Genomic DNA, 24,954 nt, shown 5'->3' with positions numbered 1-24,954 from the left:
GGTTAATCACAGATGAAAAAAGGAGGATCACCATGAAACATACCATTGCATTCACTTCCGACAGCTACCCGCTAGTACAGGAAATTGGCGTGATGGAGGATATCGAAGGCAGATTAAAACATCCTGACCGACTGCTGCCAGAATTAAATGTGTTTGTTTATGTAGTTGATGGTCAAATCCAAGTCAACGAAGAAAACCATTCCTATACGATAAGAAAAGGTGGTTATCTCTATTTGCAAAAAAATGTTCATCATTGGGGAGAACAATTTTATCACCCTGGTTCCAAGTGGTATTATATCCATTTCTACACAAGGCCGACAGAGCTTCCTGTCCAAGAATACTCTACCCTTGGTAAAACTTCCATTATTCAAAAAGAAGAATACAATATGAAGCTCACGATGCCTAAACTGGGAACAGCAGGAAATCCAAGTTATATCATGACCCGACTGCAGCAGCTGGTTGACTTATTTCAATCCGCACATCCAATGCGGCCGATATTATCCAGCATGCAGGCACACCAAATATTTGTGGAATTATACCAAGAGAGGGCTGCCTCCATTGCGAATCAAAAAACAAACCGTATCGTTTCCAAGATGATTCAGCTAATCGATAATACGACAGACCGTAAATTAACGAGTCAGGAGATTTCCGATGCTTTAGGGATGAACTATACATATTTATCTATGTTATTTAAACAACAGACCGGCAAAAACGTGATACAATATCAAAATGAGCGCATTATTGAAAAGGCAATCGAATTATTCCAAAAAGAAAATTACAATGTATCGGAAGTAAGTGAGAAACTTGACTTTGCCAACCCTTATTACTTCAGCAGAGTATTCAAAAAAGTTACCGGTATGTCACCATCTTTGTATATCAAACAGATATATCGAGCGTAGCTCAGTTTTTCAGACTGGATATCCATGCAACAAAATCGATTTAAATCAGATTCATGATTGTGAAAAGCCCCAAACAAGATGTATACTAGGTATAGCATCACCGCTTTACAGCTATCAGCTGGGGCTTACGGATGGTTGACACCGTGGTAAAGTGAGACTTCCATTTGGGGAGGGTTTTTCCACAGATGGTTAGCGAAACTTATTCAAGTGCTTACTACTTTTCCCGCTTCACTGATTCATTAGCTGAAAGCGGACTTAGAAGCAATTAGGAAAGTTACTATTTTTGGAGGTATAGCTTACTATGAAAAAAAAATTACACCTATTATTCGGAGGTAAATCTGCCGAACATAATGTATCCCTACAAACGGCCAAGGCGGTTATTAATGCAGTGGATAAAGATCAATATGATATTCAGCCTATTTTTATTAACGGCACAGGAGAGTGGATGTCAGGGGCTAAGATTGAAGGAGCAGTTACAGATATTAAGTTATTAACGGAAATCGCAGATCAGCCAGCTGACTCCCCTTTTGCTTTAACCAAAGCAGACAGCCAAGATGTACAGCAAGTGGTGTTCCCTTTACTGCATGGACCCAATGGTGAAGATGGTACCGTACAAGGCCTATTAGAAATACTTAATCTACCTTATGTAGGAAACGGTGTATTAGCTTCTTCAACCGGGATGGATAAGATTGCGATGAAGGCCCTTTTTGCACAGGCAGAACTTCCACAAGTTAAATACGTTGGTTTCCTAAAAAAAGAATGGGAAGAAAAGAAAGATGCACTAACCGGACAAATAGAAGCAGCATTCGGCTATCCTTGTTTTGTGAAACCGGCAAACTTAGGTTCAAGTGTAGGGATCAACAAATGTAAAGATCGCTCTGAATTGGATAAAGCAGTTGCAGAGGCACTCCAATTTGACCGAAAAGTTATTGTGGAAGAAGGCGTGACTGCTCGCGAAATCGAAATGGGTGTAATTGGAAATGATGAATTAGAATGCTCTGTTGCAGGAGAAATTGTTCCAAAAACAGAATTCTATGATTACCAATCTAAATACGAAGACGGAGATACTGCACTGATTATTCCGGCAGATATTGACGAACATATCTACAGAGAGATGAAAGAAATGGCTATTCAAGCCTACCGTACTCTTGATTGTGCTGGATTGGCCCGGATGGATTTCTTCCTAACAGAAGATGGGAGAATTTTAATTAATGAAGTAAATACGATGCCAGGTTTCACTCCTGTAAGTATGTTCCCATTGTTATGGAAGCACAGTGGTTTAGACTATCCGGCATTAATTAATAAACTAGTTGAGTTAGCTTTAGAGAAACACGAAGAGAAAATGAACATTCGTTACACGATGGATTGATTGGAGAGTAGCTACACATGATCAAAAGAACATTAGCACAAATTGCTGATATGGCAAATGCAGAACTATCCTCTCCAACATGGAATGAAGTCGTAATGGAGGGAGCTTCCATAGATACCCGTACACTAGAGAAAAGACAGTTATTCATTCCATTAGTTGGAGAGAATGTGGATGGTCATCGCTTTGTCAACCAAGCCTATCAAAAAGGAGCTGCTGCTTCCTTTTGGCAGAGAGATGTCCCCAATCCACCAGAGGATATACCATTACTATTTGTTGATGACGTATTACAAGCTATGCAAGACTTAGCAAAGCGTTATCGTGAACAAATAGGGGTAAAGATTATCGGGATTACAGGAAGCAATGGTAAAACGTCAACTAAGGATATCGTTGCTCAAGTCGTAAGCGGACAATTTAAAGTACAGAAAACGCTAGGAAACTATAATAGTCAGCAAGGTCTGCCCTTATCTCTATTCACTCTGAAAGAAGATACTGAGGTCATGGTATTAGAGATGGGAATGAGTGATGTCGGACAAATCGAAATTCTATCTTCTATCGCTGCTCCGGATATCGCTATTATTACTAATATCGGCGAATCTCATATGGAAACCTTAGGATCCAGAGAACGCATAGCAGAAGCTAAATTCGAAATTACCACTGGCTTAAAAAAAGATGGATTGTTTATTTATGATGGAGATGAGCCATTGTTGCAGGATAAAGTAAAAGATCCGAACATCTCCTTCACCTGTAAATCCTTTGGAAAAACAAAAACCTCTGATATCTATCCCCTTGCCATTGAACTAAAAGGGGATGGGACAGAATTTATGGTAAATTCTTATCCTGATACAAGTTTATTCTTACCTGTCCTAGGTATTCACAACGTCAAAAATGCCATGGCTGCCATCTTAGCCGCCCAGCATCTAGGTATGGAACAAAAGGTGATTAAAAAACAACTAGCCAATTTACAATTAACGGCTATGCGCATGGAAACGATTCAAGGTCAAAATCAATCATTGATTATTAATGACGCCTATAATGCTAGTCCTACCTCCATGAGGGCGGCTATCTCGCTTGTGCATTCTCTCAAAGGGTATGAAAAAAAGATACTTATTCTAGGAGATATGCTAGAATTAGGCGTAGCTGAGGCCGAACTTCATCAGGAAATAGGACATTTCATTGCAGAGCAAGAGATAGATTATGTATTTACTTATGGCACATTAGGCCGGGAGATAGCCAAAGGCATGAAAGCAAGCAAATCTAATATAGAAGTACAGTCATACGATTCAAAAACAGACATTATCGAAGTCGTGAGACCGCTGCTGGACAGACAAACGGTAGTCTTACTCAAGGCTTCTCGAGGCATGAAACTTGAAGACTTGCTGGAAGACTTAAGCCAATAATGTAAGGCACATTATAAGCCCATTTGTCTAGATAAAGAAAGGTTCTGAGCCCTTAAGCAGCCAGAACCTTTTTATATTGACAATTCTTAGTTATCTTTTATTCAGGAATGATTGTTTCGCCTTTCCATGCAAGCATGCCGCCATCGACATTGGTAGCTTGATAACCTTTTGCTTCTAAATATTGGGTCGCTCTCAAACTTCTAGCCCCAGATCGACAAATAATGTAATAATGAGTTTCGGCATCTAGTTCATCTAAACGCTCTGGCACATCGCCAAGTTTGATGTGTTGTGCATTTGGTATCATACCTTGTTCTACTTCATCATCTTCTCTTACATCAATGATACGTACTTCCTCGCCATTGGATAGTTTATCCGCTAAATCTGCAGTATATATCTCTTTCACTGTCATGCATGACCCTCCTAACAATCTTTGCTCACTCATAGTATAGCAATTTTCCATGAATTTTGTCATATATTTTTGAAATTTTATAAAAAGTGACGAAAATTAGTGAAAACTGACTAAACTTTTTCTATTCTTTCCCTTCTGTCATAAAAAGAAGCTGCAGCTTATCATTCTGCAGCTTCTTCATTATACTGACAGATTATACAATTTTAAACTTCTCCATTTCTTTGACTAAATTGTCTGAGGACTGTTCTAATTGTACGGCACTTCTTGCTATTTCTTCCATTGATTGATTGGTTTCCTCCGCAGAAGCAGCTGTTTCTTCTACGGCTGCTGCCGATTGCTCACTTACTGCGGCAATCTCGTCAACTGATTTACCCATTTCTATGCTGTTTTGTTGGACAGATTCTAACTCTTGAATCATATGAGATACTTGATCGACCATTGTCGTGATAGATGCGTTAATATGGACAAAGCTTTCGCCAGTACGTGAAATCTGATGTGTACCTTTTTCCACCTCATTAAAGCCTGTCTCTAATGAGCGGGCAACCTCACTTGACTCTGTTTGAATATTGCCAACTAAAGTTGTGATTTCTGTTACCGAATTGGTTACCTGTTCAGCCAGTTTTCTAACCTCATCTGCTACGACAGCAAAACCTTGGCCTGCTTCGCCTGCCCGTGCAGCTTCAATCGCTGCATTAAGGGCAAGTAAATTTGTTTGTTCCGCAATTTCTTTAATCACGACCACGATCTTATCAATCTCTTCTGTCCGCTTATCCAAGCCGGATACCTTTTGATAAGATTCATGAACCATTTGATAGATTACCTTCATTTGTTCGATCGTCTGGTTCAATTCTTGTTCCCCTTGTTTGCTTAACTTCATTACTTCTTGCGACTGGGTTCCGATAACTTCTCCATCCTGAGTTACTTCTTTTACCCTCAAATTATATTGTTCCACAGATGTGGCCAAGTCTGAGGCATGATTAGCCTGTGACTCGGTGCCTGACGCTAGTTCTTCCATCGTGGCAGCAATTTGTTCCGCACTTTCTCTCACTTGGTCAGAGGCTTGATTTAATACAGTTCCTTGCTGCATCACCTGCCCTGTTGCCATCATAATTTGATTAACCATTTGGTATAAATTGTGTTTCATTTGATTTAATGAAAGAGCAAGGTCAGCAAATTCATCTTTGCCTTTCACTTTGACTTTTTCACCTGACAAGTCGCCAGCTGCTAATCGGTTTAATTCCTCAATAATTTGCCTCACATTAAAATTTAATCCACGTACAAAGAAGATAATAATCACAAGACCAATAACTGTCGCAACAACTGTTGTTATAAGTGTTGTGATCAAGATATCTTGACGCATTTTTTGCGCAAGCAAGTTCATATCAAAGTCAGCTGCTATCACACCGATTATCTCGTCACCATTATCAATTGTTCTGGATAAAGATATAACAGTGTTGCCAGTCAATGAATCTATGTAAGGCTGTGACCATGTAACAGTCTCTGGTGCCTCCATTGCAGTATTATACCAGCTCGCATCTTCTGGATCAAAGTTCGATAAATCAGCCGATTGTGTATCACCAAAATATATAGCCCCATCTGTTGTCGCTATATATAAAGCGGTGATAAATGGATCATCCTTGTATTGCTCAAGCAGAAATTCTTCATAGAAACTCGTTAAGGCAGGATCATTTACTGCTGGCAAGGTAGGATACGTGTTTGTATTTCCGGTCTCCCCAGTCACCTGCTCAAAATTGATCTCCTCTAATTGTGAGATATCTGTCAAATATTTCTCATATTCTTCAAATACCTTTTGATATTTGGGCGACATTTCGACAATATCATCTTTCTGAATAATTGCCTTCTCTAACACAGCGGTTTTTTGATACGCAAAAAAACCAACGAGTATGATTGGAATAATTAATAAGACTAACATAATAATAGGTAATTTATACCTTATTTTAGACATTTTTTTCATGATGTTCTCCTTTTTTTCGCAATAAAATGACAAATAGATCATATCATATTTCATAAAAGTGTACAATAAAATTTTTATTAAGCCTTTATTAGTAGTTCTAAATAATTAGTTAAAGGATTAATTTTATCAAAAGTAGTATAACAAGTTCTAGTCTATGTTTTTCTATAGTATAAAAAAGTTGACTGGAATAAAATCATATCTTCCTTCCAGTCAACAGATTACTTTCCTGATTTAATTAGATCGAAATTAAAATACATAATTTCATCATTCATATACTATTTAACCTCATAATCCTCAATGAAAGTCGGGGTTTCTCTCTTCCATTCATTTGCGCGCCAATCATAGTCACTTACGCCCAATAGATTGACCATATGTGCCTTCTATCTTTTTCAAACCATATGCAGCAACATCTAAAGCACTCTTTCCTCTATAATTTTTAGTAAATAGTTCAAGTGATAAATAACCATTGTAACCTATTTGAGTAAGCAGCTTTGAGAATTCTTCTGTGTGAAAAATGCCATCACCAGGAAATAAACGGTCTTGATCAGTTATTTCTTCTCTTGTAGGTAACGATGGGTAATCATTCACGTGTACAATTCCGATAGAATTAGCATTTAGGTATTTCAAATCATCCAAACTACTTCCACCTGTGTACATATGGAAAGGGTCTATTAATATTTTAACATCATGTGCACCGCTTTCTAGTACAACATACATAGCTTCGCTCAGTTTCGATAGTTTTTTGGCTTTACCCCAAAATTCTAAGTAAGGTTCAATTCCTATACCACGTGCAAGCTCTGTTAACTGTGAAAAATGATGTGCCATCGTTGGAAGAGATACTTCCTTTACATTTCCAAAGGGTGGAGCTGCAATGGCCTGACAGCCTAATTCAACAAGTAATTGCATTTCTTGTTCAGCTTGGATGAATGCTTGTTTACGAATCGTTTCATCTTCGTCTGACCATTTAAAAAAGGCAATTGCATTGACGAATGATATTCCTGTATCATCGATATATTTTTTTAGTTCCTTTACCGTCCCTCCCTTCTGAATATAGTCCTCAATATCCTTTACCCACAATTCAATTCCGTCATAACCTGCTTTTTGGGCTATGTAAATTTGCTCTTTAATAGTAAGGTCAAATGGCTTTAGTGTTGATGTATTTAAGGCGATTTTATAAGAACACATATCACTCATCCTTTCTAAATTCATTAAATTTGACTTCCGATAAACTTCAAATCATTCATGACTTCTTATTTTCATTTAGTGAAATTCCCTTCGTTATTTTATCTATCCTACAGACACCTTCTCATCTTTAGGTTGAATAAGTATTTTTCCTTTCCATTTTTTACTTCTCCAACGAAAAAATAGAACCAATCCTCTCACCCATTCATCAATAATAAAAGCGGCAAAAATTCCGAATAACCCATATTCCATATGAATCCCCAAAAAATAAGTAAGAGGTACACTAAACAGCCACATAATTAAAACAGAAGAGTTCATAGCAAAGCGCGCATCGCCTGCAGCTTGAAGTGATCTTTCTAAAATGACATTAAAATTTCTTGCTGGCTCTAAGCCAAACCCAAGAAGGAGTAAAATAGAAGCGACCTTGATAATCTCAGGAGATGTCGTAAAAAGTTTAATGAGTGGTTCACGAAACAAACTCAGAAGTAAAACTGCTGCTAACGTGATAAATATACTCCTAAGCAAAGTTTGGAGCACTCTCTTATAAGCTTTCTTTTGCTCTCCGCCTCCCACTAAATGCCCGACAATAATCTGCATCCCCCTAGCCAGAGAAAGCCCCATTATCATCACAATAAGCATTAAATTCTTTGTATAGATATATGTTGTCAGCATCATGGCACCAAGCGATGAGATAAAAACTGTTATAACAAGTTGATTAGCATTGTAGGATAAAGAAACTGCAGCAGATGGAACTCCAATTTTTAGTATGTTAAAGACATGACTACGTTGCCAAAAGACTATATTTCTTAGTTCCATATGAGCACCTGCACCTTTTCGAAGGATCGGCAAAATAACAATTAGTCCTGCCATTTGACTAACAACAGTTACAATAGCTACTCCCGTTACACCAAGCTTTGGAAATCCAAACGGACCGAATATGACCAGATAATTCCCAATAATATTACATAGATTCATTCCAAGTGTTACCAACATCGTTCGTTTGGTATCACCATATGATTGGATAATCGCTACTGTTACGGTGAACAGTGCCTGTAAAACCAGTGCTCCGCCAGTGATATATAAATAGGTTTGAGCCATCTCATACAATTCGGCATCGAGATTAAAAATTCCTAAAAGAGGTTTATTGAATATGATAACAATGCTGCTTACGAATAGTCCAAATAATAAATTGAGTCCAAGAGCTGTTCCGATAATCCTTCCCGTTTTCTTTGTCCTCTTAGCTCCAAGGTACTGGGAAACAACTACTGCAGAACCCATCGCAACAAATTGGAAAGTTATGACGGCAAACATAATAATTTGATTTGCAACACCCACAGCTGCTACCGCTTCATCCGAAACTTTACTTAACATAAATATATCTGTTGTTCGCAACAGCATTTGTAGTGCCATTTCAATAAAAATGGGCCAAGTTATTGTATATAAAGACAGGTTTGCTGTATTTATTTTCTCCATGGTATGTGCTCTCCTATAGTTCTTAAATCCATGCGTTCTAATATATTTTTTAAATTTTTTACCCTACTATATAAAGAGACTGCTGAGAAATACTTAGGAGTACTCAACAGTCTCAACTTATTATTAATTACAGTGGTTACTTAGAAATCTAAGTCTCCATGTATTCGTTTCCGACTAAACAAATGATTAATTCTTAATCTCCAACGGTTGGACATTTCCTAATTTCAAATCAGGACTATTAAGAGTAGGCGACACCCAGTTTACAGCATTACAAATGACCTTCTGAATGTCTTTATGGTAATATGTTGGATATGTTTCATGACCTGGCCGGAAGTAGAAAATTCTCCCCTTTCCACGCTTATAGGTACATCCACTCCGGAATACTTCTCCTCCAGTAAACCAGCTAATAAAGAGAAGTTCTTCTGGCTGAGGTATATCAAATCGTTCTCCATACATCTCTTCCTTCTCCAGTTCAATGACTTCTGGAATTCCCTCCGTAATTGGGTGGCCAGCTTCGATCACCCACAGCCTTTCTTTATCATCAGCTTCACGCCATTTTAATTGCCCTGTTCTCGTTCCCATTAGAACTTTAAAGATTTTGGAATTATGTGCTGAATGTAAAGGGATAAATCCCATTCCATCTAGAACTCTTTCTTTCACTTTTTCAACAATCTGATCATTAACCTCCTCATGTGCCATATGTCCCCACCAGATGAGTACATCGGTATGATCTAAGATTTCATCTGTTAATCCATGTTCAGGGTCATCGAGAGTTGCTGTTCGCACCGTAAATTCTCCTTTTAAAAACGCTGCAAGTGCATTGTGTATCCCTTCAGGATAAACTTTTTGTACTTCAGGGTTTATTTTTTCATGTCTATTTTCATTCCATATTGTTATATTTATCATCTTTATCCCTCCACTTTTTAATATAAAAACATACTAGACATTGATTCGTTGTTCGCCTATGTCATTATTTCTACTAACACTTCTCTTTTATGTTCAGCTGATAGAATTACCGCATCGATTACTTGTTGAACAGAATACCCATCTTTAAAATTAGGAATGCTCGTTAAAGATACTCTTCCACTCGCTTTATTTTCTAAAATCAAATCTGTCCATTTCCATATTTCATTTCGATTGGTTAAGCGCCACGGCCTAAAGTTAGCTTCATTTGGCTCATTCGAGTCTGCCCATTTTGTTGCACACTCCAAAGGATAGTCTTTCCATGACTCTCTTCCATGAGCATATTTTAACTGTATTCCTAATCCACTCGAGAATAACTGTATTGCTCCCTTACTTCCGCTAAATGACAATTCAATTGTTTGATTTCTGTTTCCTTGAGGAGTAATCCAACTTGTGTAAAACGAACCATGTATACCGGAAGGAAAGATCCCATGAAAAGAAACGGAATCTGCTGATTGATCATGACTTTCCATTTCATGTATCGTTTTTAATTTCCCTTCATGTAAGAAAGACAATGATGATGTTACCCGACTCACTTCTTCACCTAATACATATTGAACAAGATCAATTAAGTGAGATCCTAAATCAGCAAGAACCCCGCCGATCCCTCCTTTAGATTTTGTTCCTCTCCATCCAGGAGGACCGGATAGTCCATATGCTCCTGTGTACTGAAAGTTTCCTTCATATAGCTCCCCAATAAATTCATCCTTCAAAAGTTCTTTCAGCTTTTTTACTGCAGGATTTTCGCGGTAGGTGAAATTTACGCCGTGAACAATCTCATTTTCTTCAGCAGCTTCAAGCATGGAACGGGCCTCCTCGTGATTCATTGCTAGTGGTTTTTCACAGATCACATGAATACCACGTTTACATGCCTCGATTGCAATTTCATGGTGTGAATGATTAGGCGTAACGATACAAATGCCATCCAGATGTTCTCTATCGATCATTTCATCATAAGAATCGTAGGTTGAGAGAACATCATATTTTTGTGCTAGTTTCACAGCATTTACACCACTCGGACTACAAATGGCTTGTAACTGAACCGCTGGATGCATTTTTAATATAGGTAAATACCATAGATCTGCAAATGAACCTGCTCCTACTATCCCAATATTTACTTTACTTGCTTTCATAAAATCCTCCTCTGACCTGACATAGAACTATTATTCAACTTTTACAGTTTGACCAGTTTCCGCAGACTGAATGATTCGCTCAAGCACTTTTTGATTTTGATAGCCATCATTAAAAGTTGGCATTCCTTCTTGTGGATTATTTGTAACTAAATCAGCAAAATCCTGCAGTTGCTGCCTTTTATAATTTTCAGGCACTTTATTTGTTTTAAAAACAGGTTTATGATCTGTTTCATCTTTAATACAAATGTCAATTTCATTTGGACGTTCACAATTGACATGAATCGTACCATAATCACCGTAAATTGTTACTTCATGCTGGTTTCCTGATCCTACTGCATTTCTTGTTGTGACAAAGTTTCCAATGACATTGTTTTCAAGTACTGCTTGAAAACAAGTATAATCATCAACATCAACTTCCTTCATTTCCCCACTGTTTGGATCTCTTCGTTTCTGGACAAATGTTTCCATTAGCGCTGATACGGATTGAAATTCACCAACAAAGAATCTAGCACTATCGATCATATGGGCACCTAAATCTCCTAGTGCCCCAGTACCTGTAACTGCTTTATTAAAACGCCAAGCATACGGTACTTCAAATAGAGGTGCACCAAATGATTGCAGATAACGAACATCCATATGGCGAACGGCACCAATTTTATTTTCATCTATTAGCTGCTTTGCATAACGAAATGATGGTATATAACGATAGGAGAATCCAACCATACATGGAATTGGCTGTTTTTCATATAAAGCAGCCAATTCCTCGGCTTCTGCAAAATTTAATGTAAATGGCTTCTCAGCCATAATTGCTTTTTGATACTGAATACATAATTCTAATACCTTGGCATGGATATGATTAGGGACGATGGAAATGACAACATCAACATCGGGATCTGCAATTAAAGCTTCCATATCATTAAAGCGCTTTTCTGCTCTAACCCCTTCTTCTTCTCCAATTTTATTCAAAAGATCTTCATTCACATCACAAAGAGCACCCAATTGTAGTTGTTCTAATTCAGAAATCATTCGGCGATGAGCATTTGCCATCCCCCCAAGTCCGATTAACCCAACAGTTATAACCCCATTTTTAATCATGTTTTTTCCTCCTTATTTCTTTTTCATGTAGAGCATATTCCAATATTCAAGTGAAGGGATTTCCAGAAGCACATAGTCTCCATTTTCATCTGTTCCTGTCTCCACAGGAAGTTCGATACTGCGGTTCTGATTCCTATCTGGTGAGGCAAGCCATACAGATTCAATTTCGTCATTGAAATAATATTTAACCTCATAATCCTCAATGACAGTCGGGGTTTCTTTCTTCCCTTCATTTGCACGCCAATCATTGTCACTTACGCCCAGTAGATTGATCATATGAACGATTTCATAATCTTCATCTTCTTTGGCATACGTCCAAATGCTGTCCGGATCTCCATTGGCCGAATGATTATAGTCTGCTATATCAATTACGTTCTCTATATTTTCCTGCCCGTCTCTTAGCAGATTCTCATAAATAACAATAAAATCATATAATTGATCGATTCTTACTTGAAGCTCTTCATCCATAAACAGATGTTGAGCGGGAAAATATTCATTACTTAACATATTGTTCCCATCTCCCAGTTCCATACGTGACCCACCTGCAGCATATGTGGTAACATCGGTTAACATGACAGCTGCCGTATTAAAGGCAGATCCAGAGTTTAATTCTCCATAGTCATAGCTCATATAGGCAGGAATCACTAAGGACTTACCACCGCTTTGTTCTCTGGAAACATCAATTACTTTTTTCAATGAATAATAATCATCATACAGCTCCCCATCGAGATCTCGATCCCATGGCCAGATTTCTGTATAAAGTACATCCACATCACTGACATTAACATTTTCTATTCCTTGTGCACCAACTGGATTAAAGACTAGATATTTATCTTCCGGCATCGCTGCTTTCGCTCGATTTAAAAACTCGGTATACGTATCTTTCACATATAAGGTACGTCCATCCTCTGTTTGCATTTCGCCCCATTCACCGACGGTATCAGCATGCCAGCCATCGAAATCAAACATCTCAAACACTTCATTTGTTCGAGAAAATATATAATCCTGCCATTCTTTATTACTCATATCAAAAAAGTATAAGTAAGATGTGGCAGACATACTAAATTGAAAATGACCTGTTCCCCTATCATTATCATCTGCATAGTAAAGAGCCCATTCCTGCTTAACGCCATCTTCCTCATAACCATCTACTACGGCATAGGCCATATTGTATGGCAGATTTACCATATTAGCTTCCTGAGCATCCTGAATATAATTACGAATCGATTCAGCAAAGATCGGTCTACCTGACCAGTCAAGCCATGACTCTTGCTCCCTGTCTTCTGGAATCGGTTGATGATGTTTATATTTCCAATCATAATACTCCAATGCATTGATATTTCTATTTTTTAGGATGTCAATCTTTTCTTTTGTATTAACGCCTTCTGTAAAATCCCATACATACCCATAACGCGGAAATTTTGTCCAAGTTGACGATACATCAACAGCTGTTGTCTTTGTGTCTATTGTTTCAAGTTGATTATCTACTAATTCTATATCCAGGAGATACCCTTTAAAATCCTCCTCAGGAGACTGCCACTCCATCTGAACTACTTTCTCTTCGTTTGGCTCCAAATCAAAGGTATTAGTTGTCTCACTTTCCAATGGTGTCTCTAAATGCGATGGATGTAACTGTACCGTTAGATCCTGCATAATTTTTTCCTCGTGGTTTTTCACTTTTATTTCCAGATTAACCACAGAGCCTGGATCATACATGGCTTTATCTGTTTGAACCAATTCAATTTGAATTTTTTTCATGTCTTCCCTGCTTTCTTTTTCAGAACTACATCCTAATAAGACAATAGATCCGATTAGGAAACAGCCTATACATAAAGTAAAACGTTTGATTTTGTTGTGTAACATCATTACCTCCATTATTCATATTTTTCAAACAAGTTTCGCATCATGAATGAACTAATATAAGCAATTAAAGCAAAGCCGATAAAGGTATAGAGATACAAACATAACACTAAGAAGTAGGACGAAAACAGTGCCAAAATAGCAGGCCCCAGTACAAGACAGCTAATTAATAAGGTCGGATATGGGTTAGCCAAGCTTAATTTTAAGACGTTCCCACATGCCTCTTTTATCGTGCATGTATACCTAGCCATATACGGAAAAAGGAATACGAAATAAACAGCACCAACAACAGAGAACAGGATTAATCCCATTAAAATAATCACAGACAAATGTCCTGTATACAGCGGTAATAAGATATAGTTCAACGCTAAGGTAGTACCGACAATAACTAACGTTCCCCATACGATGGTACTTTGTTTAAAATTGGCTTTAAACGCCTGCCAAAACCCATGCACAATACTTCCTTCTTCTCCTCTGGCCATCTTTAATGTGACGGTATAGAGGGCACTAATAGCTGCCCCAATCGTCAGCAGCGGAACACTGCACAGAATAAATAATATATTCAATAAGGCTAGTTCCACCCCTCTCATTAAAAAGCGGTAGACAGGCCCATCTAATCCTAGTATGCTTGCCACTCTGAACACCTCCTTGCTATTACTCTTTTACTGATCCTACAACAATACCTGTTACAAAATATTTTTGCAGAAAAGGATAAATGACCAATAACGGAATTGTAGAAACAACGATTTTAGCAGCGTTTAAGTTGCGATTAGAGACTTCTGCAATATTTTGTAGAGCGTCACTATTGGCACCTGACCTTACCAACTCCGCGATATCAATCGTAAGCGATTGAATATAGGTCATAATTGGGTAATTGCTGACCTGAGTCATATAAATCAGCCCTGTCATAAAGTCATTCCAGCCACCTACAATACTAAATAAAGCTACGGTTGCCAAAGCTGGTAAAGAAACCGGTATATACACCCTGATCAAAATTTGCAGCGGACTGGCTCCATCAATAATAGCTGCTTCTTCCAGCGATTTCGGTACCCCGACAAAAAAGTTCATAATCAAAATCACACTAAAAATCGGCACAGCTCCCGGCAAGACTAATACCCAAATCGTATCTAATAGATTGAGACTGCGAATCACAATAAAAGTTGGAATTAAACCGCCATTAAATAACATCGCAAAAATAATAATATTCATATAAACATTCCTACTCTTAAACTTTTGCTTTGTTTTAGATAATGGATAAGCCATTAACACAATCAAGATCAGGTTAAGGGCAAGCGCTAAGACCACACGCTGAACAGATATAGCGAAAGAACGCCAGAACTGAGCATCCTCCATAATCATTTCGTAAGCCCTTGTCGAGAAGTTGATCGGCTTCAGTCCAACTAAATTGGCTGCCACTGCCTCCCCGCTGCTAAAGGATATGGCAACGATATTCCACAAGGGTAATAGACATACTAACCCCAAAGAAATAACGATAAAATAGATGATAAATTTCCCGAGTTTCCCGGAAAGTGTATTTCCTTCTACCATCCTGAATCCCCTCCTAGAATAATTTTCTGTCTGTATATTTCTTGGCTATATTGTTGGCAGACAGGATGAGGATCAAGCCGATCACTGATTTAAACAAACCGACAGCTGCCCCAAAACTATAATCACGTCCAATCAATCCCACCCGATAGACATAAGTATCAATCGTATCCCCGGTTTCATAAACAACGGGCGAATAAAGGTTATACACCTGATCAAAACCGCCGTCTAAAACACTTGGCAGGCTTAAAATAGCCAATAGTAAAATGATTGGCAGCATCCCCGGCAAAGTGATATGCCAAACACGCTTCCACCAATTGGCTCCATCCATACTTGCCGCTTCATGCAGCCCTGGATCAACCGAGGCAATCGCCGCTAAATAAATAACCGAATTAAAGCCGAATTCCTTCCAGACATCGGAACCGATTAACAATGGCTGAAACCATGTATTACTTCCGAGGAAATTGATTTTATCTAGTCCTATAGAACTCATAATCTGATTAACGGTTCCATCTAGATTAAATAAATTGACAACAACCGTTGCCAAAACAACCCATGACAAAAAGTGTGGTAAATATACAATCGTCTGAACTGATTTTTTAAGAAATTTTAACCGAATTTCATTTAATAAAATCGCAAATACAATTGCCAATAATGAACCAAAAATAATTTTCCCTAATGCAATTACAATAGTATTACGAAACACCTTTCCTATATCAGGAAGGCTGAACATATACTTAAAATGATCCAATCCGACAAACTCTGAACCAAAAAAACCTCTTGCTGGTACGAAATCTTGAAAAGCCATAATAATGCCAAACATTGGCGTGAAATTAAAAATAAGCAGAAATATCATACCGGGAATTAACATAGCATGATATGTGATTTTTTCCTTTTTTACATCTTTCTTGCGTTCTCGTATCTGCTGATTATTTGCCTCCACCTTGCATACCTCCCAATCAGAAGGGCTGATAAATCAGCCCTTCTTTTACTGCCTATTCTTGTTTAGCCAATTCCTCTTCCACTTCTGCGACCTCGTCATCTCCACCTTGGCTGTGCCATTTCTCTACGAAGGTATCAAAATAATCTACCGGCTCTGCCCCAGTTATTATCTTAATAAAGTCTTCTTCTTCCATTTTTAATAAATTGGCTCCTTTTTGCTCCATCGTTGGTGTCGTACCAACATAAGCAGGCTCTATCCAATTAAATCGATCTTCCTCTGCCAATTTATTCATTAAGCCCCAGCCCAGCATCCGTGAATGGTAGGTAGACCAGTTGGCTGTTGTTGCATTCTCAGGATCTTCTAGATACTCTAAAACAGACGTCGTATTGGATCTTAATCCTGCTGAAATAATATCATCCACAGACATCTCTCCATCTATGACTGACTTCACATCTTGGTAATTTACTATTGAACTGTCAGAACGATAAACTTCAATATTCATAGGTCTGGCAGTACCATCTACCCCTAGCTGATTATATTCAGCGATTTCAGGATACTTGGTCTCCATATCGGGTTCATTGCCTAATTCACCATAGAACAGGTTCAACATTTGTATGGCCAATTCCGGATGCTCATACCCTTTCCGAATTACAACAAAAGAGCCAGTTGGATCCTCTCTAAATACATTAACCATGCCATTCTCATCACCTAATGCATATGCTGCAAATTCTGCCTCTCCATCCATTTCCCGAACGGTTGATAACCCCCAGTCCGGCAAATGCCAAGGTCCTGTTGTAATACCTGCCTGACCATTGGTAAGCAAAGTTAAAATATCATCAAACGACCTTGTGCCAAATTGCGGATCAAGGATACCCTGCTCAAACCAGTCATGTAATACAGCCAGTCCTTCTTTGGTTCCTTCTGATGTCGAACCATATGTTACACTTCCATCTTCTTCAACTAAATGTTTTCGCGGGTGGCCGTCAAACACGGCAGCAATCGAATTCATCGTAAATGCTGATCCTCCATAGTCCCCTGCATTCAAATAAGGTGCCATTGGTATACCTACTGGATTGCCAGAATCACCAGGATCATTTTCGACAAAGGCTGAGGCAACTTCTGCTAACTCATCTAATGTAATGACACCATCCTCATCTGCATCTAGCTCTATATTCAATTCCTTGAGCCAGTCCGACCGAACCCAGACAATTTGTGGTGCATTAGCTCCATTTGTGGACGGAATGGCCATTAAACGGTCATCAAAAGTTGCATCAGTTAATGGTTTATTATCATAAGTATTGTAAATTTCTCTAATGTGATCGCTTGCATTTTCCTCATATACATCTGTCAAATCTTCCACTAAATCATTATCGACTAAATCTTGTAACTCATCGCGAGAACCTACAACCATCATATCTGGTAAATCACCAGCAGAAATCGCTAAAGCAACCTGTCTTTCATAGTCCTCACCTTCTGCTTCAAAAGCATTACGAATTTCCACATCTAATTTTTCTTCTACTAAACGTGTATAGGCATTATCTTCATACGTATCACCTTCAGGAAATTTAGGATTTGCCGAGGTCATGCGTCCAATATTGATAATTGTCTTCCCATCTTCTGTGGTTGTTTCTCCATCATCTGAGGAGCTCTGTACACAACCTGCTAGAAGCCCGAATAATATAAATAATAAAAATAGCAGACTATATTTCTTAAATGAATTCGCTATCATTTTCTTTCCTCCTAATGTTTTCTTTCTCCAAATCATGGCCATTGATTGCAGATAAGTTTATTTTAATCGATAGATAAACAATCTAAAATATAAAATAATCCACTTTCATATAACTTTTTCCGGAATATTTATTAGCTGTTTCTTACATATAACACGCTTCTTACCAAGAAAAAAGCCACAAGCCAAAACTTGTGGACTCCCAACGCTAAATTTGTTCTAGTACCCTGTTGCTTACGAATCATCTTCACACATAACCGGTATAGTCAGCGTTACCTTGGTACAGCTGTTTAGCTCACTTTGATAGTTTAAACCATAGTCAGATCCATAGTAGAGCTGAATGCGGTCATGTACATTTTTGACGCCATAACCTTTTGTTTTTTTCGTAAGAATTGTCGCTAAAGTCGCAGGATCTATCCCCTTGCCATTATCGATTATCTCAAATTTTAATCGACCGTCTGCCTGTTTGGCTTTCAATTCTAGGATTCCTTTTCCTTCTGTCAATTTATGATCAATTCCATGCACAATTGCATTTTCTATTAAAGGCTGCAAAAGCAGGTTTAACATCGAATAATCGAAGATCTCTTGATCGATATCATAGATTACGTCAAAAGAATTGGAATGCATTAACCGTTGAATATCAATATAAGATTTTACGTTGTCTATCTCATTTTTCACCTTGATCGTACTCTTTCCTTTATTCAATGTCGTTCGATAAAAGGTCGATAAGTGCTGTGCCATCTGACTGATTTCCTCTTGATCAGCCATAATTGCTTTACTGTTTATGAGAGACAGACTATTATAAAAAAAATGCGGATTAATTTGTGCTTGCAGCGCCTTCATTTCATATTTTTGTTCTGCAATCTTGCTCTTATACACTTGATTAATCATATGATTTAACTGATAGACCATCTGGCCGAATTGGTGAATAAGGCTCCCAATCTCATCAGTCCCTTTATTGTGAATGGTTACTGATAGATCCCCTTTTTCGACTTGTCCCATATTCTTCGACAGCTTCTCTAATGGTCGCACCACTACTCTTGCTAATAAGAAAATAGACAAAACCATCACCACTACGGCAAGCAGAATAGCCAGAATCACTGTCAGCCTCATTGGAAACGTTGCAGAAGAAATATTAGACATAGGCCGATACAAGTAAGCTGTCCACTGATACGCAGATAATGCAGCCTGTTCACTGACAAATTGCCTGTCGAAGTCACCAGCGATTAACTCTCTAATCTGTTCTGTATTGGAAAAAGGCTCGTATAATGCCTCATTGGCAAAATTGGTATGAATATATATTGGATTATCTTCGCTATCCAAAATAATAAGGCCATAATCTCCCTCAAATAAATCTGTGAATGGAGCAAAAAATTGCTCCTTGTCAATGTTCATTTCGATAACATTATGAAATGGCCTGCTGCTGCTATCAAAAATGCGATACAGCACCTTCAGAAACTCCTCTTCAGCAGGCACCAGCATATTAACTTCCTTCGATTCCACCATTCCACTAAACCAATCACGATCCTCAATATCTGTCAGCGGCCGTAAGAATTGACCGTAAGGGTGCATCTGGTTATCCGTATAAATTGTCAATGACTGAATATCCGATTGTAAAGATAAAGTAGTAAATAACTGTGGATGAAGCGTATCGGTATAAAACTGATACATTTCAAAGTTATTATTGTAATCAGCGGTAAGCCCTGTCCTGATTTCGGCATTCCAAGCTATTTGATTAATAAAATTAAAGTAATTATCAATCTTATAATCTGCCGTCTGTATCGATTGATTCAGCGTTTCTGCCAGATTTTCCTTTTCACGTGTAATAAGAAACTCTTGCACTTGATAATACCAAATACTGCCTAGCATCATCATAGGCAGTCCACTGGCAATCACACAGATGAAAAGTATCTTTTTTCTAAATTTTAAGTTAATAAACCATTGCTTTAATCTGCTCATTTCCCTCGCTTCATCCTTTATCTTGGTTCATTTCTCGATATTTCTTGGGACTCATCCCATAATGCTCCCGAAAATTCTTGATAAAATAGGAAACACTGTTATATCCCACTGCTTTGCTAATGTCATTCACCTTCCTATTCGTATCACGCAGCAGTTCTTTCGTCTTTGTCATGCGAACATTTTTGATATACTTATTAATCCCATAGCCTGTTTCCTGCCTGAATTTATCACTTAAATAACCAGGAGACAGAAAAGCTTTCTCGGCTAAAATATCTAAACTTAAATCTTCCGAAATATGATCAGCAATATATTGTTGAACCACACGAATATTATCTTTGGATGAGTTTTTTTCCTCTTTTATTTTTTGTGCTGCCTTATGGTGTACTTGCCATATCAATTGTTGAACATCCTCAAAATGCGGCAAGGTATATACCTTTTCAATTTCCTTGTTGATTTTGCCGTCACTATACTCCGGTACTATTTTAGACAATAGTTGAAGCACCCTTGAGAATAAAAAGCGGAGATAGATATGGGAAGTACTGCCTTGCTGCTCATATTTTTGAATCAATCGCTGAACTGCCTCTGTTAGTTTGTCTTCCTCCATTTGCTGGATGGACTGTTCTATGTCTTGTATCAGCTGTTCATCTTCTGCCCCTAATTCATGGCTAGCTACCGTTGGCGAATCCACAGGATAAATATAGGTATGAGGATGGAAGAAGCGATCGTCAAGATATCTGTCCAGCTTGTTATATATGCTAAGGATATCCTCCCCTGTTTTTATCTCTTCACTTACCGAGAAGAAGCAGCCGATTCGATATACTTGATGTAATTGCTGCCAAATATCACTGGCTAATTGACGATAAGCAATTAATCGGTTGCAGTCATCCTTAAAGAGTAAGATGACTTGACTCGGATTCAAATTGATCAGGTCGTACCTGGAATTAGAAATGACCTTACTTATTTTCTCATCCAGCCTGATATTTTCTTCCTCTGATAGTGTATCCCAGAAAGACTGATCAGAATGAATAAGGATCATGCGGTTATAGTCATCCAAGAAAGAAAAATCCACATAGGCATAATCCTTTTCCAATACTTCTATTGGTGTTTGATTTAATACCTGATACAAGATATGTTTCTTCATAAAATCTTTATTGGCCTCTTTCTCTTCCAGTTCTTGTTCATACACCTTGATATGTTCTAATACTTTTTCGATTGTTTCTTTGAACTCGCCTGGTTTGACTGGTTTTAAAATATAGTTGTCAGCTCTTAATGTTAACGCTTTCTTTACATAAGTAAAATCATCATGACCGCTAAAGAAAACAATCTCTACATGTGAAGATAACGCCCTGACTCTAGCTGCTAATTCCATTCCATCAACAAAAGGCATTTTTACATCCGTAATTAGTACATCGATAGACTCCCCTTCTAATAATTCGAGAGCAGATTTTCCGTTGTCTGCCTCCATTATGTCAAAAGGAAATTGATATTTATTTAACAGAAACCGAATGACATTTCTTTCGTCTTTTTCATCATCTACAATTAAAATTCGATACATCGTTATCCCCCTTGATTACTTATCCATTAGATATGCAACTTATCCAGCCATTTAACACCCGTCCCCTCCTATAGAAGCAAGGTTACGGGCGTATGGGACTTGTATTTCCTTCCTGCCCAATCGTTAGCAAACCCTTAAGGTGTCGGATTCTATAACCTTTTCGATCATTCTTAAACGAAAGGTTAAAAGTTTTCTAGATAATTACACCATAATCAAGAAGGACTATTTCACAATTAAAACCGGACATTGTACCCGTTTGGCAACCTTGTGACTAACACTCCCTAGAATCATGGTCTGAAATTGGTTAAGCCCCCTGCTGCCAATTATCACAATGTCATATTCATGCTGATTGGCAAAACGAACAATTTCAGGGCCAGGGTCACCGTGAATGATATGCATTTGATAAGCCAGCTGATTTTCCTCTAAGATGTCAACAACTGGTGCAAGCTTTTGTTCTCTTTCTTGTTTAATCATATGGCTGTCCACATTATGCAGCACTTCCTCTTTGGATGTTTTATCATCAATAGCAAAGATTATGTCAATCTTACCGTTCGCTATTTTGGCGATTTGGACAGCATGAGAAGCTGCACGAATGGAATGATCAGACCCATCTGCAGCCAACAATACCTTTTTATACATTCGTTCCACCCCTTTTCATTCAGGTTATTCACCTGGTGTGTTGATTTACCTCATTCGCTGCTGTAATTGTTTACTTTCTTCGTTCAATCCTATATAGCTTACTTTAACATGATTTCGTGCAAATTTCGATTCCATTTTGTCCAGCGCTCCGATGGCAGAATCATCCCATAAATGAGCATGGCTTAAATCAATCACGACCTCATCTAATGGCTCATTCCAATCAAACTTATCTAGCAAATCATCTGCCGAGGCAAAAAAGATTTGTCCTTCGATCTGATATATTTTTCTTCTTTGATTATTTTCGAAACGAGTGGATACCCTGACTTTTGATATCTTGGCTGCAAAGAAGACAGCGCTCAATAGAACACCTATCAGCACACCTAATGATAAATTATGCGTAACTAAAACCGTTCCAACTGTTGTTAGCATCACAAGGGCATCTGTTTTTGGTACACGGTGCAGATTGGTGACTGAGGTCCAATCAAATGTACTGATCGCCACCATAATCATCACACCTACCAATGCCGCCATTGGAATTTGCACCACAATATCACCGAGTACAAAAATAAGAACAATAAGAAATACACCTGCTACCAGTGTAGAGAGCCTGCCGCGGCCGCCAGATTTTACATTAATAATTGATTGACCAATCATGGCGCAGCCTGCCATTCCGCCAAAAAAGCCTGTAACAATATTGGCAATTCCCTGCCCGCGGCTTTCTCTATTCTTGTCACTTTCCGTATCTGTCATATCATCCAGCACATTTGCTGTTAACAGTGATTCCAATAAACCAACAATGGCCAATGATAAAGAATAAGGAAAAATAATCGCCAGTGTCTCCCAAGTCAAAGGAATATCCGGAAATAAGAATACCGGCAGTTCAGAACTCAGATTGCCCATATCCCCTACTGATTTCATATCCACACCCAAAGCAATCACCACAATCGTCATTGTTACAATGGCAACCAATGTAGACGGTACTGCCTTGGTAAATCGCGGCAGAATATAGATAATTGCCAGTGTCAGACCGACGATAAGGTACATCAGCCAGCCTTGTCCTTGAAAATGGATAAGCTGGGCTGTAAAAATAAGGATACCTAAGGCATTCACAAAACCGCTCATTACCGATCTTGGAACAAACTTCATCAACGCCGCCAGTTTACATACTCCAAAAATAATTTGAATGATTCCTGTCAAAATCGTGGCAGCTAATAAATACTGCAAACCATGTTCAGCCACCAGAGTAATCATTAATAACGACATCGCCCCTGTCGCAGCGGAAATCATTGCAGGTCGTCCGCCCACAAACGCAATAACAACCGCCATGCTAAAGGAAGCGTACAAGCCAACCATTGGATCTACACCTGCAATAATCGAGAAGGCTATTGCCTCCGGAATCAAAGCTAATGCCACGACAATTCCCGCTAATACATCCCCTTTGATATTACCAAACCAGTCTTGTTTTATACTTGCTATGTTCATCTTGCACCTCTGTTTCTTATGTATTCATCCTCTTACTTCTCACCATCAATAGAAATTCCTATCAGCAGCGGTTTGTGTCCCTAACTGATAGACAAATAAGGAGACTGGCCTTTACCAGTCCCCTTCAACGCTGTTTTTAACCATCTATTTATATTAGCATAAACAGGTGCATAAATGAATAGTCTATCCATGTGTCTAGTCGTCTACTTATCGAAAAGACTATAGTTTCACAACAAAATCGATTAAATATCCTTGATCAATAGGAATCTAACGCTTTACAGAGAAATCGTTACTATCTAATATAGTGACACTCCCCTCTTCTTCCCATTTCTCAATAATATATTTCTTCTCTCTCAAATATTAATACGATAATTAAAATCAATATATATTTTGTTTTTTGCACTACAAATTGGGCAGTATATCCAATTGATTTTTTTCAATGATATAACCGCCTCCTTTCCTGTCTACCTCCTCATATAGATACATTTTATACATGCAAAGTTGCAAAATGTATTTTCATCGCATTTATTTTACATAAAAAAGGTGACAATCAACATTAGTAAATTCATGGAAATATGAGTAAACATATGGGCAAGCATGGCAAGTTCTAGATTGTGCTTCCAATAAATCCAACCAAAGAACAAGCCGGCAAAACCATTCAAGAAGATCATTCGAAACCAGATTAATCCGGTCATTTCTGTCACACTTGCAGTTCCGCTATAGTGACCTAATCCAAATAATAATGTGCTAACGAATATGGCAAGGATAAAGACCCAGCTCGAAGGTTTTGCTGATTTTCGATCAAATAGTTTCCAAAAAATAAAAACCAACAAGCTCATAAACCCAAAACGCATTAATAGTTCCTCCACAATCCCTCCGTAGAGTATAGCTGCTATAAATTCTAATGCATGATAAGGTTGTAATAGTTCTGTTATACCATCTGGTAAGAACGGTAATAAAAGATAATCGATTCCTCTTATAACAACTCCTGCAATCAAACCGAGTATGATAGCTAGTTTAATACCTGTTATCCACTCTGACTTTGACTTTTCTCTAGTATTCGGGTGAATAATCACAGATTTTAAACCAACTTTATGAGCAGTGAAAAATCCTATAACAAGAGCAATTATTATTAAGATATAATTGGGAATTAAAGAGAGCAAGGCTAACATTTCAGGAGATCCTGAAATCCCCATCATTTCCCTCCTTTGCTCTAATTCGGTCGGATTTGTCGATAGTGTCGATTGTGCCAGAAGATATAAGGGAAACATTGCAATGCTCCCAATCAAAAAATAAATGAATAGTCCTTTAATACTTTTTTGCTTTGTCATAAGCAGCCCCCTATATTTT

General features: G+C 38.1%; 20 protein-coding genes. 3 read left to right on the top strand and 17 right to left on the bottom strand.

The window, feature by feature from the left end; translation table 11 throughout:
• Positions 1 to 32: 32 nt before the first annotated feature.
• The 3 genes from JOD18_RS16080 to JOD18_RS16070 all read left to right on the top strand — a co-directional run bounded on the left by JOD18_RS16080 (position 33) and on the right by JOD18_RS16070 (position 3,665).
• Positions 33 to 899 (top strand): AraC family transcriptional regulator, encoded by an 867-nt coding sequence (locus JOD18_RS16080; protein WP_204670152.1) that lies wholly within the window; start codon positions 33 to 35, stop codon positions 897 to 899.
• 301 nt (positions 900 to 1,200) lie between these two features.
• On the top strand, positions 1,201 to 2,268 hold the full coding sequence (locus JOD18_RS16075; RefSeq protein ID WP_204670151.1) for a D-alanine--D-alanine ligase: 1,068 nt from the start codon (positions 1,201 to 1,203) through the stop codon (positions 2,266 to 2,268).
• 17 nt (positions 2,269 to 2,285) lie between these two features.
• On the top strand, positions 2,286 to 3,665 hold the full coding sequence (locus tag JOD18_RS16070; protein WP_204670150.1) for a UDP-N-acetylmuramoyl-tripeptide--D-alanyl-D-alanine ligase: 1,380 nt from the start codon (positions 2,286 to 2,288) through the stop codon (positions 3,663 to 3,665).
• A 97-nt stretch (positions 3,666 to 3,762) separates the two neighbouring features.
• Here JOD18_RS16070 and JOD18_RS16065 read toward each other — a convergent pair whose 3' ends face one another.
• The 17 genes from JOD18_RS16065 to JOD18_RS15985 form a co-directional block, all read right to left on the bottom strand.
• Complete coding sequence (locus JOD18_RS16065; protein WP_204670149.1) at positions 3,763 to 4,074, bottom strand: rhodanese-like domain-containing protein; 312 nt, start codon at positions 4,072 to 4,074, stop codon at positions 3,763 to 3,765.
• Between the two features lie 193 nt (positions 4,075 to 4,267).
• Positions 4,268 to 6,049, bottom strand: coding sequence for a methyl-accepting chemotaxis protein (locus JOD18_RS16060; protein WP_204670148.1), 1,782 nt, complete (start codon positions 6,047 to 6,049; stop codon positions 4,268 to 4,270).
• A 345-nt stretch (positions 6,050 to 6,394) separates the two neighbouring features.
• The gene (locus tag JOD18_RS16055) at positions 6,395 to 7,258 is read right to left on the bottom strand and encodes a sugar phosphate isomerase/epimerase family protein (RefSeq protein WP_204670147.1); all 864 of its coding nucleotides are present in this window, start codon (positions 7,256 to 7,258) and stop codon (positions 6,395 to 6,397) included.
• Positions 7,259 to 7,336: 78 nt separating this feature from the next.
• Positions 7,337 to 8,704, bottom strand: a complete 1,368-nt coding sequence (locus JOD18_RS16050; protein ID WP_204670146.1) for an MATE family efflux transporter — start codon at positions 8,702 to 8,704, stop codon at positions 7,337 to 7,339.
• Between the two features lie 186 nt (positions 8,705 to 8,890).
• Complete coding sequence (locus JOD18_RS16045; protein WP_204670145.1) at positions 8,891 to 9,610, bottom strand: ThuA domain-containing protein; 720 nt, start codon at positions 9,608 to 9,610, stop codon at positions 8,891 to 8,893.
• 56 nt (positions 9,611 to 9,666) lie between these two features.
• Complete coding sequence (locus JOD18_RS16040) at positions 9,667 to 10,800, bottom strand: Gfo/Idh/MocA family protein (RefSeq protein WP_204670144.1); 1,134 nt, start codon at positions 10,798 to 10,800, stop codon at positions 9,667 to 9,669.
• Positions 10,801 to 10,830: 30 nt separating this feature from the next.
• The gene (locus JOD18_RS16035; protein ID WP_204670143.1) at positions 10,831 to 11,895 is read right to left on the bottom strand and encodes a Gfo/Idh/MocA family protein; all 1,065 of its coding nucleotides are present in this window, start codon (positions 11,893 to 11,895) and stop codon (positions 10,831 to 10,833) included.
• A gap of 12 nt (positions 11,896 to 11,907) precedes the next feature.
• On the bottom strand, positions 11,908 to 13,653 hold the full coding sequence (locus JOD18_RS16030; protein ID WP_204670142.1) for a glycoside hydrolase family 66 protein: 1,746 nt from the start codon (positions 13,651 to 13,653) through the stop codon (positions 11,908 to 11,910).
• A 116-nt stretch (positions 13,654 to 13,769) separates the two neighbouring features.
• Positions 13,770 to 14,390 (bottom strand): DUF624 domain-containing protein, encoded by a 621-nt coding sequence (locus JOD18_RS16025; RefSeq protein WP_204670141.1) that lies wholly within the window; start codon positions 14,388 to 14,390, stop codon positions 13,770 to 13,772.
• Between the two features lie 19 nt (positions 14,391 to 14,409).
• Complete coding sequence (locus JOD18_RS16020) at positions 14,410 to 15,303, bottom strand: carbohydrate ABC transporter permease (protein ID WP_204670140.1); 894 nt, start codon at positions 15,301 to 15,303, stop codon at positions 14,410 to 14,412.
• 13 nt (positions 15,304 to 15,316) lie between these two features.
• Positions 15,317 to 16,171 carry an ABC transporter permease gene (locus tag JOD18_RS16015; protein ID WP_204670180.1) on the bottom strand — a complete coding sequence of 285 codons (855 nt, stop codon included), beginning with the start codon at positions 16,169 to 16,171 and terminating at the stop codon, positions 15,317 to 15,319.
• Between the two features lie 124 nt (positions 16,172 to 16,295).
• Positions 16,296 to 17,972, bottom strand: a complete 1,677-nt coding sequence (locus JOD18_RS16010; protein WP_204670139.1) for an extracellular solute-binding protein — start codon at positions 17,970 to 17,972, stop codon at positions 16,296 to 16,298.
• Positions 17,973 to 18,203: 231 nt separating this feature from the next.
• Entirely contained in the window at positions 18,204 to 19,928 is a 1,725-nt protein-coding gene (locus tag JOD18_RS16005; protein WP_204670138.1) for a sensor histidine kinase, read from the bottom strand.
• Positions 19,929 to 19,938: 10 nt separating this feature from the next.
• On the bottom strand, positions 19,939 to 21,483 hold the full coding sequence (locus JOD18_RS16000; protein ID WP_204670137.1) for a response regulator transcription factor: 1,545 nt from the start codon (positions 21,481 to 21,483) through the stop codon (positions 19,939 to 19,941).
• Between the two features lie 222 nt (positions 21,484 to 21,705).
• Positions 21,706 to 22,122: a universal stress protein gene (locus JOD18_RS15995; protein WP_204670136.1), complete on the bottom strand. Its 417-nt coding sequence runs from the start codon at positions 22,120 to 22,122 to the stop codon at positions 21,706 to 21,708.
• Positions 22,123 to 22,167: 45 nt separating this feature from the next.
• Entirely contained in the window at positions 22,168 to 23,604 is a 1,437-nt protein-coding gene (locus JOD18_RS15990) for a SulP family inorganic anion transporter (protein WP_204670135.1), read from the bottom strand.
• A gap of 530 nt (positions 23,605 to 24,134) precedes the next feature.
• Complete coding sequence (locus tag JOD18_RS15985; RefSeq protein ID WP_204670134.1) at positions 24,135 to 24,935, bottom strand: CPBP family intramembrane glutamic endopeptidase; 801 nt, start codon at positions 24,933 to 24,935, stop codon at positions 24,135 to 24,137.
• Between the last annotated feature and the right edge of the window lie 19 nt (positions 24,936 to 24,954).

The organism is Gracilibacillus alcaliphilus, assembly GCF_016909015.1.
Taxonomy (GTDB): domain Bacteria; phylum Bacillota; class Bacilli; order Bacillales; family Amphibacillaceae; genus Gracilibacillus; species Gracilibacillus alcaliphilus.
The sequence above is the reverse complement of the archived record's forward strand: the minus strand, read 5'-3'. Positions and strand labels throughout refer to the sequence as shown.